At 41.5% G+C, this 14,013-nt stretch carries 10 protein-coding genes; 5 read left to right on the top strand and 5 right to left on the bottom strand.

Annotation, left to right across the window (positions count from 1 at the left end; all coding sequences use genetic code 11):
• Positions 1-100 precede the first annotated feature (100 nt).
• The gene (locus tag AC5JMF_RS01665) at positions 101-907 is read right to left on the bottom strand and encodes an HAD-IIB family hydrolase (protein WP_495793983.1); all 807 of its coding nucleotides are present in this window, start codon (positions 905-907) and stop codon (positions 101-103) included.
• Positions 908-1,006: 99 nt separating this feature from the next.
• On the opposite strand from AC5JMF_RS01665, the gene AC5JMF_RS01660 reads away from it, so the two are divergent.
• A complete protein-coding gene (locus tag AC5JMF_RS01660) occupies positions 1,007-1,816 on the top strand; it encodes a hypothetical protein (protein ID WP_495793982.1) in 810 nt (269 codons plus the stop codon).
• A 57-nt stretch (positions 1,817-1,873) separates the two neighbouring features.
• On the opposite strand, the gene AC5JMF_RS01655 is transcribed toward AC5JMF_RS01660, so the two are convergent.
• The 4 genes from AC5JMF_RS01655 to AC5JMF_RS01640 form a co-directional block, all read right to left on the bottom strand.
• Positions 1,874-2,584 carry a DevA family ABC transporter ATP-binding protein gene (locus tag AC5JMF_RS01655; protein WP_495793981.1) on the bottom strand — a complete coding sequence of 237 codons (711 nt, stop codon included), beginning with the start codon at positions 2,582-2,584 and terminating at the stop codon, positions 1,874-1,876.
• 219 nt (positions 2,585-2,803) lie between these two features.
• Positions 2,804-3,958: an ABC transporter permease DevC gene (devC, locus tag AC5JMF_RS01650; protein ID WP_495793980.1), complete on the bottom strand. Its 1,155-nt coding sequence runs from the start codon at positions 3,956-3,958 to the stop codon at positions 2,804-2,806.
• Between the two features lie 163 nt (positions 3,959-4,121).
• Positions 4,122-5,546: an HlyD family secretion protein gene (locus AC5JMF_RS01645; RefSeq protein WP_495793979.1), complete on the bottom strand. Its 1,425-nt coding sequence runs from the start codon at positions 5,544-5,546 to the stop codon at positions 4,122-4,124.
• 1,002 nt (positions 5,547-6,548) lie between these two features.
• Positions 6,549-7,286 (bottom strand): phycocyanobilin:ferredoxin oxidoreductase, encoded by a 738-nt coding sequence (locus AC5JMF_RS01640; protein ID WP_495794019.1) that lies wholly within the window; start codon positions 7,284-7,286, stop codon positions 6,549-6,551.
• A gap of 200 nt (positions 7,287-7,486) precedes the next feature.
• Here AC5JMF_RS01640 and AC5JMF_RS01635 point away from each other — a divergent pair, with 200 nt between their 5' ends.
• The 4 genes from AC5JMF_RS01635 (at position 7,487) to AC5JMF_RS01620 (ending at position 13,842) form a co-directional block, all read left to right on the top strand.
• Positions 7,487-7,738 (top strand): hypothetical protein, encoded by a 252-nt coding sequence (locus AC5JMF_RS01635; RefSeq protein ID WP_495793978.1) that lies wholly within the window; start codon positions 7,487-7,489, stop codon positions 7,736-7,738.
• A 201-nt stretch (positions 7,739-7,939) separates the two neighbouring features.
• On the top strand, positions 7,940-11,743 hold the full coding sequence (locus tag AC5JMF_RS01630; RefSeq protein WP_495793977.1) for a CHAT domain-containing protein: 3,804 nt from the start codon (positions 7,940-7,942) through the stop codon (positions 11,741-11,743).
• A gap of 337 nt (positions 11,744-12,080) precedes the next feature.
• The gene (locus AC5JMF_RS01625; protein ID WP_495793976.1) at positions 12,081-12,401 is read left to right on the top strand and encodes an NfeD C-terminal domain-containing protein; all 321 of its coding nucleotides are present in this window, start codon (positions 12,081-12,083) and stop codon (positions 12,399-12,401) included.
• A gap of 112 nt (positions 12,402-12,513) precedes the next feature.
• Positions 12,514-13,842, top strand: coding sequence for a flotillin family protein (locus AC5JMF_RS01620; protein ID WP_495793975.1), 1,329 nt, complete (start codon positions 12,514-12,516; stop codon positions 13,840-13,842).
• Positions 13,843-14,013: the final 171 nt, after the last annotated feature.

The following is a 14,013-nucleotide window of genomic DNA, read 5'->3' as shown; positions in this document are numbered from 1 at the left end:
TCTAGAGCAAATTTGTTTTGGGAATTGGGGTACTGGGGAACTTGTACTGAGCGTACCCTGCGATCGCTCTTTTCATCCCCCTGTTCTGGCTGGTTTTAACTTATGATATTTTTAGACTTTTCAACAAATAATTAGATAGCTCACAAAATCCTTCACCTTCGGCGGCAGTTGTGACGTAAGCAGGTTGATGCTGTAATTGATGCGTATAGTCTAGTACGTTGGCTACACCTACAGAAACGGGAAAATAACGCCGATTAAATAAACTTTCATCATTGGGGCTATCACCAACAGTCAGAACTTGTTCTGGTGAGTACTGTGGTAAGTATTCGCGCATTACTTGCAATAATCCAACAGCCTTATCTTGTCCTTGGGGTTTTATATGACACTGCACGTTGCTATAAGTGAATCCCCAACCCATTTGTTGACAGAGTTCAGCTAGAAGCTTTAGCTCATCTAAACTCAAAGAAGCTACGTCAAAAGTCCAATCGGTAAGACGAAAGCGATTATCAATAGATTCCTCTATTTGGGGAAATTTACTTTGTAATTGCTCAAAAACTGCTGCTAAATCTCGGCGGTGGTTAGCTAAGTCGGCAATGGGTGTTAAAACTATCGGTTTTTGGTTTTCAGGTGGAAAGAATAAACCACCATTTTCTGCCATAGCGCCAGTAATGGGCATCAAGCTACTTAGCCCACTCACCCACCCAGATGAACGTCCTGTTACAATTAATACCTGAATGTTAGCTGCGGCTAGATCTTCTAATGCTTGCAGCAATGCGGGGGTAAATTTTCCTTGCATAGTCAATGTGCCATCCATATCTGTAGCTATGAGGCGAATATTACTCAAGCAAGTCAATGAAATCTCAGATAGTGGTCTGGGGTTTGTGAGATATCCAGCAGAGACGACCATTATAAAAGAAGCTGCAAAGAATACTAATAATACAGCAAGATGATATTGAAGATTTGGGCATCCTAAAAATCAATAGTCAAATTTTTTAGTTTGCCCAATATGCTTTCTTCGATGTTTATTGCCCAATCTCCAGGGTCAAAACCTAAAAAGGCATTTCAGGAAGTGCCAATAAATGCTCCTCAAATACCACCATTCTTGGTGGCTAGTTCTGGAGGATTGGCTTTAGCGGTGATTGCTTTAATTGTCTATAGTAAGCTCCAGCTGAATCAACTGGAGAAAAAACTCAAGTTTGAAAAATTTCGCGCTCGCGAACTAGAAAAAAAGTTTAAGCTGGCACTGGAAACAATTCGCAAAATGGAAACTAATCCCGATTTGGTCAACTCACGGGACTTTAATCTGGATTATCTACGGATGCGGATGTCAGAAGAGGTGTTTCATTTTGCGATCCTGAATCAAGTCAAAATCAAGGTCAAAGATAAAATTTCTCAAGCTTTGCGTCCCAATCAAGCCCAACAAGGGACTGTGGGAATTGCCAATAGCGCTGGACGGCAGGTGGATGAAATTTTTGATGTAGAGTATGAAAGTGGTACTCCACCAAATATTGCTAAGCGAGTATTGTTTCGGATTCAAATCAGGTTGATGAAGTTACCGACGCAAGCAACTTCTGCAACTATTAGTCAAATTATTGATTGTATTGAAACTTATCTTAGCCCCATGGAAGACGAAGATACTTGGCAACCGACTATTCAAGGTCGTATTGCTTATATGCATTGGGATCAGAAGGCTAAGCCTACGCCGCTGCTGGTGCTAGAGCAATCGAATGAAGGCGTGAATGTCACTTTTCGCACTAGTCGCCAGCCAAATGCCATAGCTCAATCAAAGCCAGATGGGATAAAAAAACTTGGCTAGGCTAATAAATCTTTCCCTACTCCCCACTCCCTACTCCCCACTCCCCACTCTCCAATATCACTCTGGAACCATAACTATACTTTGAGAATCGCGGGCGAGAAGTCCATCTTCCATTTCTACTATGCGATCGGCTATATCTAAAATGCGGTTGTCGTGTGTTACCAACAGTATGGCGGTTCCCTGCTCTTTGGCAAGACTCTGCATGATTTCTACAACATCGCGTCCCGATTGTTTATCTAAGGCTGCTGTGGGTTCGTCTGCTAGTACTAGTGGGGGACGATTGACTAGGGCGCGGGCGATCGCTATCCTTTGTTTTTGTCCACCTGAAAGATTATCTGGATAGTAGTCAATTCGTTCCTGTAATCCAACGGCTTTGAGCATGGCTTCTGATTTAGTCACCGCTTGTAGGTGAGAAATCGCCTCATTCAATTCCACGGCCATTTGTACATTTTGCCTAGCAGTCAAAAAACCCAGCAAGTTGTGAGCTTGAAAAATGTAACCTATGTTACGTCGTATCTGCACTAGCTGATTCTGATTGACACCAAATAGTTCTTGACCTAAAAATTTTAAACTTCCCTCTTGTACAGACCGCAAACCACCAATTAAGCTGAGTAATGTGGTTTTACCCGACCCTGATGGCCCAGTCATAATTACAATTTCCCCTGGATAAATTTCCAGGTTAATATCAAATAAAATTTGTCTTCTTAATGCGCCTCTACCGTAGTAATGGTTAAGCTTTTTAATGGCAATTACAGGTTTTTGCTTCATGTTAATTCTTAATTAAGATACACAGATAAAGATTGCTATAGTTTTTTGACAACACATTAATCGATTTTTTCAAAAACTACATTCTTTATCAATTTGATACCAAGAATTTTGCAGAGAATAAATGTAATGATTGAAATCGATGGCTCTGCTTCAATTATAAAATATTTTTAATTAATAATTGATCAGGCTTAACGTTGAATTTATATTCAATTAAATTCACTAGAAAATATCTGCTGGATCTGCGGAACGTAATTTACGTACAGCAATTACACCAGAAATAAAGCACATTATTATAGTTAAAATTAGCACCATTATTGCCCGATCAAAACTCATGAAAACTGGTAATAGTGTTGCTTCTCTAGCTCTTTGATACATAAATAGAGCGAAAGCAATGCCAGGGAGATAACCTAAAACTGCTAATAGTAAGGCTTCTTGTAAAATGACGATTAATAAATATTTTTGCGTATAACCTATTGCTTTGAGAGTGGCATACTCTGCTAAGTGGTCTGTGACTTCTGTATAAAGTATTTGATAAACAATCACAGTTCCTACAATAAAACCCATGACTGTTCCTAATGTGAAGATAAACCCGATCGCTGTACCACTTGCCCAATAATCTCGCTCAAAATCAATAAATTCTTGCTTGGTTAAAACATTGACATCTTGAGGTAAATAATTTCGTAAGTTTTGGGCAACAACTTTAGAGTTTACTCCTGGTTTTAATCTAATTAAACCAATATCAATTAATCCACGTTGTCTATTGGCGAATATCCGCAAAAAGTTAACATCGCTGGTAATTAAATTTCCATCTGCTCCAAAGGATGCACCTAAAGTAAATAGTCCTCCTACTTTGATGCGTCTTCTTCTTACTTCTGCTGTTACAGTTTGACCTTGACCAAAACTAGCAGCAATAGGCCCATATTCTAATCTAGAAGAACGGTCAAATAAAACCACATCAGGCAGTTTCAGTTTATCTAGGTTTTCCTGAACTCCAGGTAAGTTTAATAGGTTAACTTCTGGGTTCATGGCAAAGACAAGGATATTACGAGGGCGACCGGTGACGGGGTTTTTCCAGCTTGTGTAGTCTAAATATATGGGATGTACTGATTGGACTGCGGGTAACTCTAAAGCTTTATATAATCGTCGCCCAGAAAAGCTTTTCATTGCTAATACAGCGTTAGATTGACGATTTATTAAAACAATATCCCCCTGTAAGCTGGTATGGAATCGCACGTTACTATAATACAGAGCATCTCGAAAACCGAGTTGCATAAACATCAAAATATCAGCAAAGGCAATTCCTGCCAGAGCCACGGCTAGACGAGTTTTTTCTCTTGTCAGTTGTAGCCACGACAGAGGGATTCTTTGATTCATTATTGAAGATTTTCAGCAGTTATAAGGATTTTGTTTTGCACGCAGAAGCGCAGAGAGTAACAAGAGACTTATATACCAATTTTTCAAACCATATTTTAATTACGAATTACGTTAGCGCAGCGGTAGCGAGTCCGCGAGCGTCATTACGAATTACGAATTGGTATTAGTTGTTGATTTCGACGATAACTTTGGCGTAAGTTAGGCCGGAAACTCGCTGGCTATCTTCTGGTGATAGAGCAATTTTTACTTCTACAACTCTGGCGTCTACATCTGCGGCTGGATCTGTGTTGAGTACGTCTTTTTTACCAATTTTTCTGCCAATTTCGGTGACGGTTCCTTGGAGTTCTCCGTTAAAGGCTCCGTTATCGCTGGTGACTGTGGCTTTTTGACCAATACGCACTCTACCGATACTGTCTTCGGTGACTTCAGCAATCACAAACATCTGATCGGTTTGCCCAATTTCGGCAATGCCATTTTGACTGATAACTTCGCCGGATTTGGTGTAAACTTTTAAAATTTCGCCAGAGATTGGTGCTTGAACGTAGCTTAGCCTAAGTTCTGCTTCTGCTTTTCTCACAAGAGCGATCGCATTGCTAACTTGAGCCTGGGCCATTTGTACATCAGAAGGACGAACTTCTAAAATTCGACTCAGTTTGGCTTTTTCTTCGTCAATTTGTCTTTGTAATGTTGCTACGGTTTTGTCCCGGTTAACTCTGGCTTCAACAAGTTGCTGCTGTAAAATTGCTATGTTTTTTACCTGGTTGGCTCTGGCTTCGGCTAGTTGCTGTCGTAAGGTTGCTAGTGTTTGTCTGAGGGTGGCTTGGCTTTCGACTACTTGCTGATTAGAGGTGATTGCACTCAAGCGTCTTTTATCTCGTTCCTGCTGCGAAATTGCACCTTCTCGGTATAAAAACTCATAGCGTCCAGCATCGACTTGAGCATTGCGTTGCTCTGCTTTGATACGCGCTAATGTGGCTCTTAAAGCATCTGTTTGACCACTCAGTTCCGCTTCTAGGCGATTGACTGTTGCTTGTTGAGCAAGTTTTTCTCCGTTTAATTGGGCTGCAATTCGAGCGATCATCGCTTGCATTGCGTCCCGCTCACCAAGTAACTGAGCTTGTAAGCGAGCAACAACTGCTCTTTGAGCTTGAACGTCTCTCGGTGATCCGGCTCTGACTTGCGCTAAATTGGCACGAGCTTCTTGCAGTTTGGCTTTGGCTTCTTCTACGTTTGCTGTTTGGGTATCACGGCTGTCTAATATCGCAACTACTTGGCCTTGTCTTACCCGTTCTCCTTCTCTAATGAACAGTTGCTGAATTCGCGATCCTGTTGCCAATCCTGAAGCAGGAGCAGATAGTTTAACAACTTCGCCTCGTGGTTCTAGACGCCCCACGGCACTAACACTGTTAGTAACCGGCGCTATGGGTACAGATGTAGTTAGTTTTTTCAACTGCTCGATTTTGGCTGTACCTAGTACCCCAGCAGCAATTAATACTGGCAGGGCCATAGCGATGCTCCACCAAATTTTAGGTTGTTCACGAGTAAGTGTCTGCTCGCTTGGTTTTGGCTTCTCAGTCACCCTTGACATGGTATGTTGCCTGCTTTTCTAAATTGTGCTGATGTCAGTAAAAAAGTTAGTTAGGTGCAGTTAGATTAGCCAAAAAGGGTTTTTAGTAAAAACAATAGCCAACACACCCCAGAGCCATTTTTCAGAAACCTGAAGGCGTGGGGCTTCCTAGTAATAGGGTGTTGTGAGTTCAAGCTAGATGCCCATGTAAGAAATCACACAACGATCGCATGAAAATCCCTCTCCCCAATCCCTAGCCCCTAGTCCCCTATTTTCAAGACAGGACAGAGCAGGCGATCGCTCGCCGTCTAGATATTTTGATACCAATTCGTAATTTGTAATTAAGAGAATCGTCACATGTAATCTAGTTTTCCAGGTTTTAATCTGTAGTTTTCTTTTAGAGAATTGGTATGTGTTTTGGTACGAGATTATATGAATACTTCGAGATGCACCCAAGACAGTTTCAGTCTTCGCAGTTGACCAAATAATTCGTAATTCGTAATTTCTGGTTTCAAGCCCCCGATTGGAATCATGGGGTAATAATTACGAATTGGAGCGTAGCGACTTGACATTTCGGTAGTCAACAACCCTTACACTGAATGTGCAACGCTAGATGTTTTAGCAAAGCAATCAACTATCTTTGAATATTTACTACAAAGACTTTGTTGCTTTGGCACTCTATCAAACTATCGTTGAATGAATTCTACATTTATCAGTTGCCAGAAAACGTAGCAGAACCTACAGATGGGGGATGAGGGGGATGAGGGAGATGAGGGAGATGAGGGGGATGAGGGGGATGAGGGAGACGCGGGGACGCGGGGACACGGGGACGCGGAGAATAATTAATAACAAATGACGTTAGCGTAGCGGTAGCGATAGCGTAGCGTAAAGCCTGCGGCATAGCTTCGCTTAGAGCGAGTCATCGAGCGTCAGCGTAAAGCCTACGGCATAGCTTCGCTTAGAGCGACACAGGAGCGTCGCGTCATGACCATTCCCAATTCCCCATTCCCAATTCCCCCAAATTTAGCTTGGCAGATCGAATAAAACTGTGGTCATGTAATTTTCTGCCCAGGCTGAGCCGAAGGCTTTTTCTAGTACGCGACGGGTTTTGTCGTTTTGCTGCTGTTTGGTGCAGTAGTTGTGTTGTCCGGCGATAATTTGTGTGACTTGTTCGGGTGAAACAGGACTAGATGCGATCGCTTGGGTACAATGAATCTCTAAAAAATCCTGGACGCGGGAGAGAAACATTGTTTCTTCTTCTGGAGAATTGGGACGAACAAAGATGCAGAAATCTGAGAAAATATTTGCCCAATCGGGTAACTCGCGGGGTTGCGAAAATTCCAGCACTGGTAGCTCTGCTAGTTCTAAAGCATAAGATTCTGGCAAGGTACGCTCTAAGTTGACAGGAGAAAGGTCTGCGATCGCAGCACTAATTTGACCCCTACCCCCAACTAAATCACAACCAAACATCGGTAAATTATATTCTGGACGAGGAAACATGACACAGTGCAAAATATCCAGCATATTTCCTATTTTGGCCAGTTCTAAGTGCATTTTTCGGAACTGGGGTGTTTGATAGCAACGGTTTTCAATCGTCAGTTTTTCACCCTCTAATTTACCTTCTACATACCCTAACTCAACAGGCAATTGGTAGGGCGACAGTTCTAGGTGCTTATGCCATGCTGCCTCAATACAATCAGCTAGCCGACGAACTAGGGGATGTTGTCTTTCACGTAGCGAGGGAATGGAAGTAAATGACATGTTCTCGTTAGAAATGCTATCTAGTGGCCAGTCTACAACTAGCCGCGCCACACCTGTTCTACTTCGCAATATATGCAAACAGTTGCACTCAGCGAAAGTAAAGTTATAAGAAATTTGCTTTTAAAAATGATTAAATTTTTGTAGTCTAAGATACAGAAATAATTTTAGATTAGCCCATTCATAATGGCTAGTATCGGGTTATGAAACTAGATTCTGAAAAACCGGGTTTTGCATTAGCCCAAACAAAGCAAAATCTGGATTTGTTAAGCCAGTTTTATACTAAACAGTTAGCACAGAGTTTCCCTCCTGCTGATTGGGTAAAGCTTTTGGAGCTTCCAAGCCCATTTAGTTTTGATGAAGCACTGTTATTGTGTCCAGTATCAGCAGATAAGTGGCTAGCCTGGATTCCTGATCATGGGGAAGTAATTTTACACACGAGAGAGTTTATGTAACGGGGTGATGCTTTCTCCCTCTAGGTGATGCTGTGCATAGCTTGCTTAAGCGTCAACCAAAACGCGAAATCTAAAAAACCTACTCATAAAAGATTCCCCTGCCCCCCACCTTCTGCTATAGTGTGTATTTACTTAAATCGTGACCTTTTGCACACAACGATGGCTACAATCTAAAAAATATAAAATCCAAGAGTGGGGCAGATGCTCAGGTGGCTGTTGCAGTGGCTTAGTCGGTTCTTGACGCATGTCTTTGGCAGTAAACAAATTAGTTCTCCAAGGGATGCAAGGCAATACCAGCAAGTAGGATCATTACCAGAACTGTCTAACGCAGAGCTGGAACGTCTGTTTGCTCGTTTGCTGGAAGGCGTGCATCAAGGACGAGGGCAAGAATGGGTACTCAGGTATTTACAGCGGATAGAAATTTACGTTCCGACTGAGCGCTGGCTAGATTGGCTGCTAATGTATGGTGAGAGGTTGCTCACTTCACCTGCACCAAATCATCAAGTAGCAACACGGTTGGTACAGTTGGGAGAACTGGATATTGGCATCATAGGAGATATTTCCTATGACATTGGTACACAACTGTTAATGCAAAATCCAACTACAGAGCATGAGGAAAATCAAGTAGCCAATGATATTGGAACTGCAACATCAACAGTAACACCAACTTCTAATGGGCAAGAGTTGATCCATAACTTAAGCGAACAGTTATGGAAATATGATGAAGATGAACCACAAGAAATTACATCAACATCTCCTGGACAAGAGTTGATCCGTAACTTAGGTGAACAGTTATGGGAACATGATGAGCCAGAGGCACAAACAAGAACATCAGCACCCCCGAACACCCCTGTGGACGAAACTTTAACAGATAACTCAAGGGAATATGTATTGCAGCATGAAGCAGAAGATATACAAACAACAGCGGCAAATCTGCTGATCCCTGCAAAAGAAGATTCAATCACTAGCCTAACAGAACTGAGGTGGGACTATGAAGAGGAAGTTCAAACACCATCAGTAAGTTTCGTTACTCACAGCAACAGCACTACAGAGAAAGCTCAAACACCATCAGCAAGTTTCGTTACTCACAGCAACAGCACCACAGAAGAAATCTTAGATAACTCTCTGGCAAATGCAGACCCAAATGTCGCGTATGCTTTAGATGAATTGTGGGTGAGGTTGGATCAAAGTGCAAATTTAGTGCAACAAATTGTAACTAATTTGGCAGTTTCAACCGGTAATTACCCAAATGTGATTGAGGAACACACCCATCATTTAAATCGGATTAATCAAGCACAAGCATTATTTTATCAAGGTCTTCAGCAAGCGAAAAGTGGTAATTTGTTTGAAGCGATCGCCTCTTATGATTTAGCTGTAGAACTTCAACCCGATATCTCAGAATATTGGTTTAATCGCGGTTTGACGTTGTTTCACTTAAAGCGGTTTACCGAGGCGATCGCATCTTATAATCAAGCCATTGAACTCAAACCCGACTACTACAAAGCTTGGTACAAACGGGGTGGAACCTTGGGAGAATTAGGCAATTTTGAAGAAGCGATCGCTTCTTTTGATCAAGCCATACAAATTAAGCCTGATGAACACGAAGCTTGGTCTAGTCGCGGTTGGGCGATGCTCAAGTTAGGATGGCTGAGTGAGGCAATTTCTAGTTACGAACAAGCGCTAAATCTGCAACCAGAAGACCAAGAAAACTGGTATTACCGAGGTATTGCACTGGCTGTCAGTGAGCAGTATACAGAAGCGATCGCCTCTTATGATCAAGCATTAGAAATTCAACCCGATTATTACGAAGTTTGGATAGACCGGGGTGTAGTGCTGTTTAATTTAAAACAGTGGTCAGAAGCGATCGCCTCTTGGGATCATGCATTATCAATTCAATCTGATTTTTACTTGGCTTGGTATAACCGGGGTATAGCTTTAGATAATTTGGGACGCCGGGAAGAAGCGATCGCTTCCTATCGCCGAGCCATAAATATTAAACCTGATTTCCATTTGGCTTGGTATAATCAGGCAACTGCTTTGTTTTATTTAGAACAATTCACTGAAGCGATCGCTTGCTATGATCGAGCTATAGAAATCAAGCAAGACTATTGGGAAGCTTGGATTAGTCGTGGAAACACCGCTGGACATGTAGTTGATGCTGATACCTTGCTGAGTTTGTCAAGCAGCATAGTCAAGAAAAATCCTGCCCTCAAACAGATAGGTTATGCCGGAAAATTAGCTAGTTATGAGGAAGGTTTAAAATATCTGCGTTCCGACACCCACCCGGAAGGATGGGGAAGATTACATTTTGCGATCGGTAATACTTACTACGAACAAGGCAAAAAACAACCCAAACCCCGCGATTATTGGCGTAAAGCCGTAGCTGGATACCATCAAGCGCTGTTAACTTTGACATCGGAAGATTTTGCTCTCTTGCACTTAGAAATTTTGCAATGTCTCGTCAAAACCTTTGTGGGTTTAGGACAAACAACACAAGTACAGGAATTGCAGCAACGCGGTATAGATTTGTTACATCAATTGCTTAGTGAAACTACCCGCACCGATGAAAATAAAAAACAGCTAGCTTTGAAATTTGCAGGCTTGAATCAATTGGCAGTTGATTTAGCTGTAGAATCTGGTGATTTGGTGGAAGCTTGGGAAATTGCCGAACAAGGTAAAAACGCTTGTTTAAACTTGTTGCTTTTTGGTTGGAATCAAGAGATTTACTCACCTTATTATGATGCAGTGCAAAAACTGCTTAATCCCACAACTGCGATCGTTTATTGGCACATTAGCCCAGTTGCCTTACAAACTTTTATTCTTAAAGACCAAGCACCATCACCTATTTTACTGTTTACACCCATACAAGATATCGGAGTGATATCTTCAGAAGAAACAGTTACACGTCTACATGAATTACCTTTACCTGAAGCAGTGCGCCGTCTCAACAAATTTGAAGATTGGTTAGAAGATTGGCATCAACAATATCAAGAATATCGTAGCAACAGTCAAGAGCAACACTCTTGGCGAAAGGATATGGAACAAAAGTTGCTACAACTCAAAAAAATCTTAAATATTTCCACCATCGCTCAGGAATTGGAAGGTATCACTCAACTAATTTTAATTCTGCATCGCGATTTATATAGATTACCCATTCATGTACTTTTTAATCTCTCTTCTGCAACTGGAGAAGATTTACTAAATAGAGAATCGGATTTTAATATTATCTATTTACCAAGTGTCCAAGTAGGTTTATCACTCAAGAATGAACGTATTTGGCAGTGGCAAAATCAGTTTTTGCTGAGTGTAGAATATCCCAAAAGTAGAGGTTATTCTCAACTAGAGTTTGCTAAATTTGAGTCGGAAATTATTAGTCAAATGTTTAATAATGTCCAACAATTAACAGGCTCGCAAGCTACGAAGAATTTTGTAGAAAAAGCTTTATCAGAAGATTACAATATATTCAATTTTACAGGTTACGTTAATAATAATTTACTGGAACCAGAAAAAACAGAATTAGTATTAACAGGTGAAGACAAACTTACTTTAGAGCAAATTTGTCAAAACACGCTGGCAAGTTATAACCTAATTACTCTTCCTGCATGTGAAAATTCTATTACTAATAACTACTCTATCAGCACTGAATATGTAGATTTATCCACTGCTTTTCTAAGTTTGGGAGTTCCCCATGTAGTAAGTACTCTCTGGATAGTAGAATCACCAGCTAATGCTTTGGTAATGATAGAGTTTTATCGGCGATTACAACAAAATCAATCATTACCTACAGCCTTAACTGAAACCACCTCATGGCTAAAAGAACTCACTGTTGAAGAACTTAGAAAATGGTATGAAGATTTACTCAATAATTTACATTTAGATAACTTGGAAGTTCAAAATTATTTAGAAGCTCAACTGTATAAAACTACTAAACAGCAACCAAATAAAAAGCTTTATAGTCATCCTTATTATTGGGCAGCTTTTACGATCGCAGGCAAGCCGAATTAATTCGTAATTCGCTTAGAGCGACGCTCCTGCGTCGCTCTAAGCGAAGCTATGCCGTAGGCTTTACGCTGACGCTCGTACCTCGCTACCGCTTCGCTAACGCTATCGAGGACTCGCTAACGCTGCGCTAACGTAATTCGTAATTATTTATTCTCCCCCTGCCTCCTCATCTCCCTCATCTCCCCCTACTCCCCACTCCCCACTCCCTACTCCCCTAACCTCAGTAACGATTTGTAACAAAATCGAGAAATTTGTCCTGCTGCTATCGAATAACTTATAGGACTCTGCTGCACTCAGGAATTTTTTTAGATGCAAAAATTTGCAATATGGGCGCGAGGCAATGAATAATCCAATCTTGATTATTGCTGTGATTGCAGTTGCTGTAGGTGTTTTTGGTGGTGTATTAATCGTTGGATTGATTTATCTTCAACGGCGACGCCAAGTAGTAGATAGCCTTATACGCGTCAATAATGTGGTGGGCTGTTTCGGAACTGTGGAAGTTCCCTTAAATCATAAAAGTCCGGGCAAAGTGCGTATTAATCTTAAAGGTTCTCTAGTAGATTTTATTGCTTTAACAGAAGAAACTCAACAATTAAATCAAGGCGATCGCATCGTTGTTGTCAGAACCAAAGGCAATAAAGTATGGGTGGTAGCGATGTAGAAGAGATGAGGGGGATGAGGGGGATGAGGGAGATGAAGAAGCAGGGGAAGAGAATAACTCTTAGCTTTTGACTCTTGATTTTTGACAAATGACAAATGACAAATAACAAACTATGAAATTATTTCTTCAACAAAATGTAGCGCCTGTAACGATAGCACAGATTGATGTCAACACGCGGGTTAATAATGAGGAAAACAATACAATTGAAGGATTACTGTTGACGAGTATTCCGATTGCAGCTTTTATTTTTAGCAGCATTATATTTGTCTGGTTTTTGAAATCATTTTTGTGTATCTGTAAGCCAAACGAAATTTTAATTCTTTCGGGGCGGAAATGGCGTACTAAAGATGCACAGGAAGTAGGCTATCGAGTGCTAGTAGGTGGACGTGCCATTCGTATTCCCATTGTGGAAAGTATTAGGCGGATGGATGTAACGACAATGCCTGTACGAGTGGAGGTGCGGAACGCTTACGCTAAAGGGGGAACGCCTTTAAATATTCAAGCGATCGCCAATGTGAAAATATCTACAGATCCGGCTGTTGTGGGTAATGCGATTGAACGTTTTTTAGATCGCGATCGCTCCGAATTAACCCGTGTCTCTCGCGAAACTCTTGAAGGATATCTGCGCGGTGTAGTTGCCACTCTCACACCCGAAGAACTCAACGAAGACCGTTTAAGTTTTGCTCAACGTATTGCCTCTGACGTTAGCCGCGACCTTAACAAACTGGGATTGCAACTAGATACTCTCAAAATTCAAAGCGTTTCCGATGATGTAGATTATCTCAAATCTTGGGGACGTAAGCAAATTGCTTTAGTGATTCGAGATGCAGAAATTGCCGAATCTAATGCAATTACTCAAGCAGAACAAATAGAAGCTCAATCAGAAGAACATGCTCAAGTTGCCAAAACTCAAGACCAAATTATTGTCCTGGAGAAAGAAAACGAACTCCGCAAAATTAAAGCCAAGCTAGAACAAACAGCCCGCTGTGAAGAAGAAATTACCACAGCAGCAGCTCAAGAAAAGAAAGCCAAAGCCGAACAAATCTTACAAGCATTGCGAGCAGAATTAGAACGGCTACGCTTACAAGCAGATGAAGTTCTCCCAGCCGAAGCACAACGCCAAGCCCAAGAACTACGTGCTAAGGGAGAAGCCGCCAACCTAGAAGAAAACGCCAAAGCAGCAGCTTTAGTCAACGATATTCTTTCCCAGATTTGGCAGCAAACCGGAACAGACGCTTCTAAGTTGTTCTTAATTCAACAAATCGAAACCGTACTCCAAGAAGCAGTGCAAATTCCCAAGCGCATTCACCTAGAGAAAGTCAACGTCATCGACAACGGCGACGGTAAATCTGTAGCCAGTTTAGTCAACGTTTATCCCGAAATCATCCATCAGTTCCTAGAAAACGTCAACCGCACCCTTGGGATTGATGTTAGGGGATGAGCGACTGGAGATGAGGGAGACGCGGAGACTGGGGGACGCGGAGAATAATAACAAATGACAAATGACAATTCCCAATTCCCAATTCCCTACTCCCCACTCCCTACTCCCTACTCCCCACCTTTCAAGGGTAGGTTTTTCATATTCAGTCTGAAAAAACCTATTTTTTCGTTC

The organism is Desmonostoc vinosum (assembly GCF_059505385.1).
The sequence above is the reverse complement of the archived record's forward strand: the minus strand, read 5'-3'. Positions and strand labels throughout refer to the sequence as shown.

Excerpts from the sequence above, each read along its gene's own strand:
- AC5JMF_RS01665 (WP_495793983.1), bottom strand. The coding sequence starts at position 907 with ATGGTCGTCTCTGCTGGATATCTCACAAACCCCAGACCACTATCTGAG.
- AC5JMF_RS01660 (WP_495793982.1), top strand. The coding sequence starts at position 1,007 with ATGCTTTCTTCGATGTTTATTGCCCAATCTCCAGGGTCAAAACCTAAA.
- AC5JMF_RS01655 (WP_495793981.1), bottom strand. The coding sequence starts at position 2,584 with ATGAAGCAAAAACCTGTAATTGCCATTAAAAAGCTTAACCATTACTAC.
- devC (WP_495793980.1), bottom strand. The coding sequence starts at position 3,958 with ATGAATCAAAGAATCCCTCTGTCGTGGCTACAACTGACAAGAGAAAAA.
- AC5JMF_RS01645 (WP_495793979.1), bottom strand. The coding sequence starts at position 5,546 with ATGTCAAGGGTGACTGAGAAGCCAAAACCAAGCGAGCAGACACTTACT.
- AC5JMF_RS01640 (WP_495794019.1), bottom strand. The coding sequence starts at position 7,286 with ATGTCATTTACTTCCATTCCCTCGCTACGTGAAAGACAACATCCCCTA.
- AC5JMF_RS01635 (WP_495793978.1), top strand. The coding sequence starts at position 7,487 with ATGAAACTAGATTCTGAAAAACCGGGTTTTGCATTAGCCCAAACAAAG.
- AC5JMF_RS01630 (WP_495793977.1), top strand. The coding sequence starts at position 7,940 with ATGCTCAGGTGGCTGTTGCAGTGGCTTAGTCGGTTCTTGACGCATGTC.
- AC5JMF_RS01625 (WP_495793976.1), top strand. The coding sequence starts at position 12,081 with ATGAATAATCCAATCTTGATTATTGCTGTGATTGCAGTTGCTGTAGGT.
- AC5JMF_RS01620 (WP_495793975.1), top strand. The coding sequence starts at position 12,514 with ATGAAATTATTTCTTCAACAAAATGTAGCGCCTGTAACGATAGCACAG.